This is a genomic window from Burkholderia sp. AU4i (genome assembly GCF_000466765.1).
Taxonomy (GTDB): Bacteria; Pseudomonadota; Gammaproteobacteria; order Burkholderiales; family Burkholderiaceae; genus Burkholderia; species Burkholderia cepacia.
In genome coordinates, this window is sequence record NZ_ASSI01000287.1 from 1 (window position 1) to 2,898 (window position 2,898).

3 protein-coding genes are annotated in these 2,898 nt (G+C 63.1%); 2 read left to right on the forward strand and 1 reads right to left on the reverse strand.

Going from position 1 to position 2,898, the window contains the following annotated elements:
* On the forward strand, positions 1-310 hold a 310-nt coding region (locus tag L810_RS40680), incomplete at its 5' end, for a lysozyme inhibitor LprI family protein (protein WP_042978229.1).
* 153 nt (positions 311-463) lie between these two features.
* Here the strand turns inward: L810_RS40680 and L810_RS40685 are convergent.
* The gene (locus L810_RS40685) at positions 464-1,657 is read right to left on the reverse strand and encodes an ISAs1 family transposase (protein ID WP_257009038.1); all 1,194 of its coding nucleotides are present in this window, start codon (positions 1,655-1,657) and stop codon (positions 464-466) included.
* Positions 1,658-1,802: 145 nt separating this feature from the next.
* Here L810_RS40685 and L810_RS40690 point away from each other — a divergent pair.
* On the forward strand, positions 1,803-2,898 hold a 1,096-nt coding region (locus L810_RS40690), incomplete at its 3' end, for a type VI secretion system Vgr family protein (protein ID WP_042978230.1).

The following is a 2,898-nucleotide window of genomic DNA, read 5'->3' on the forward strand; positions in this document are numbered from 1 at the left end:
GACCCAGGGCGGGGCCCGGCCGAACGGCAAGCCGGCGAACGCGCCGCGCGATCCGGCCGTGCGCCGCGTGCGCCCGTGCGAACAGGACGCCGCGTGCGAGCACGCGCTGTTCGACCTGAACCGCTATTACCAGAAGCTGCGCCGCAAGATGCCCGCGCATTCGGCCGCGACGCTCGTACGCGCGCAGCGCGCGTGGGTCGGGTTCCGCGATGCGACGGCGCCGCTCGTCGGCGAGGACGGCCGTGTCGACCTGATCGGCGCGCGCATCGCGACGATGAAACGGCTGTCGGAGACGGCGGGCAATAGATAACGGCGCAGTTCGGACTACAGATCGGCAGATCAGGCGGTAACCGGAGTTGAGGAACACGCCATGAATGTCGGCACGGCGCGCGAAACGAATGCGTCAACGATCGCTATCTCGCGCGGATCCTCGAATGGGATTCCGGTGCTCCAGCCTCAAACGTTACAAACGGAGAACAGCAGCGCGGTAGCCGTCGCTGGCGCTCGCCTTGAGCAGTCGGTTCTTGATGCCGGCCTTCGTCGTCGTATCCGCTTTGAGCAGGTTCGGGCAGATGCGACTCAGGATCGCAAAGTTCTGGGTGGCGTTGTTGACGCGAACCCTGCACTGGTCTTCGCCGAAGGCCATGTCCAGCACCCAGTGCAATCTGCTCTCGATACGCCAATGCGCCCGCACGGCCTGCGCGATTCGCGCTGCGTCGGGAGGCAGGCTCGACACGTAGTAAGGCCGCTCGACCGTCTTGGTATCGCCGATCTCTCGAGTGGCCTCGACCATCACGATCGAACGCAGGCCGGGCCATAAGTCCGGATCAGGCTCGCAGTACGCAAGGACATCGCTGGCGATACACCGGCGCGTTTCGATACGGCCGTGATCCTTGTCGATTTCCTGATGTTCGGTGGCGTGATCCCGATAGGCGTGCGGCACACGCTCGACGGCCTCACGTGCATGGCGCATTCGTGCCAACGGCGTCGGCAGATTGTTCCCGACCGCCAGCACATAGTCGCGGCCTGCCTCGACTATGTGCGTGGCAATCTGACGCCGGCATCCCATCGCATCGAGCGTGACGATCGCGCCCTTGAGCAGCAGCACATCGAGCAGTTCCGGAATGGCGGTAATCTCGTTGCTCCCGTCGGCGGTGCGCACTTGCCCCAGCAACATGCCAAGCTGGTTTGCCCACGCCAAGACCACGTGGATGCCATGCGGATTCGCGCTACGCGAGCCTCGCACGGTTTTGCCGTCGATCGCGACCACTTCATCGGCCGGCACCGGGCAGAGTCCGCGCATCCAGCGAACGAAACGGGTTTCGAATTCCAGCGGATCGAGTGCCGCGAATCTCCGACCGAGCGTATCGTGCGATGGAATCCCGCGCTCCAGCGGTACGTACCAGCGCAACCAGTCGAGTTTCGACTCACCCCAGACCAGAATCGCGCCCCAACTGTCTGCCCCCGACAGAATCGCGCACAGCGAGACAACCAGGATCTCTCGCACATCATGCGGGACGGCCGGCTGCGCGGATCCGTCAATCTCCCGAATGCTTCTTCGATACCCAACACATCCCGCTGCAAGACGGGCTGTCGCACGGTGCTCTCCGGGCGAAAAACCGTCACTACATCCTGCTTCGGACTTGCTTGCAAGCAAACGGAAGCCTTCTTTAACGATTTACACGTTTCATGCGATTGCCATGGTCAAATCGCCAGGACACCCTACTTTCAGATTCGTCCCATAGACATTGATTTCGCAATAGTCAATCGTTGCTGTTTGGCATTCAGCGAGCAGCCCGACTATGGCTATCCGATCCGATCTGCGCTTTACCTTTACCGTTGGCGACGAGGCGTTCGAGGTCGTCGAGTTCACGCTGCAGGAAGGGTTGTCCGACACTTTCCTGTTACAGGTGGAACTGGCGAGTGCGAATCCTGCCATCGACTTTGGCGAGGTGCTCGATCGTAACGGCCTGCTCACGATTTGGCAGGGCGGGCAGCCGGTGCGTTACGTGCATGGCGCCATCTCATCGTTCGTGCAGCGTGACACGGGCTTTCGACGTACTCGCTATTCCGCGGTGGTCGAGCCGCGTTTGGCACGACTGAAGCTGTCCTCTGATTGGCGCATCTTCCAGACGCTGAGCGTACCCGAGATCGCTACGGCCGTGCTCAAGGCACACAATCAAACGCTGGACTACGAGCAGCGTGTCACCAACGAGCATCTGGCGCGCGAGTATTGCGTGCAGGCTGGCGACACCGACTACGACTTCATCGAACGTATTTTGCGCGAAGAAGGCTTCTTCTACGCCTTCCAGCACAAGGCCGACGGTCATCGGTTGATCCACTGCGATCGGCTGTTTATCTACGGTCGGCAGCAGGGCGAGCCGGTGCTGTATAACCCGACACCGGGCGGCGACCAGCCGCAGCCAGGCCTGCGCACCTTCGCCTATACCGAGAACGTACGCACCGCGCGGCAGGTGCAGCGCGACTACACCTTCAAGAGCCCGCGCTTTCCGCACGAGTACCCGCGCGAGGGCACCGACCTCGATCACCAGAGCCGCGGCTACGCGCGCTACGACTATCCGGGCCGCTACAAGCACGAATCCAGCGGCAAGGCCTTTACGCAGGACCGCCTGCGCGGTCACCGTCGCGATGCGCGCATCGCGCTGGCGAACGGCGACGATGCGCGCCTGCAACCGGGAGTCGCTTTCGATTTCACCGGCCACCCGCGTGAGGACATGAACCGCGGCTGGCGTCCGGTCAGCATCGTCCATCACGGCGTGCAATACACCAGCCAGGCGGAGGAGGGCGCTGACGCGCAGCAAGGCACGCACTACCGCTACGAAGCGGTGCTGGTGCCGGACGATGCCGAGTGGCGCGCCGAGCCGCTGCCGCGCCCGC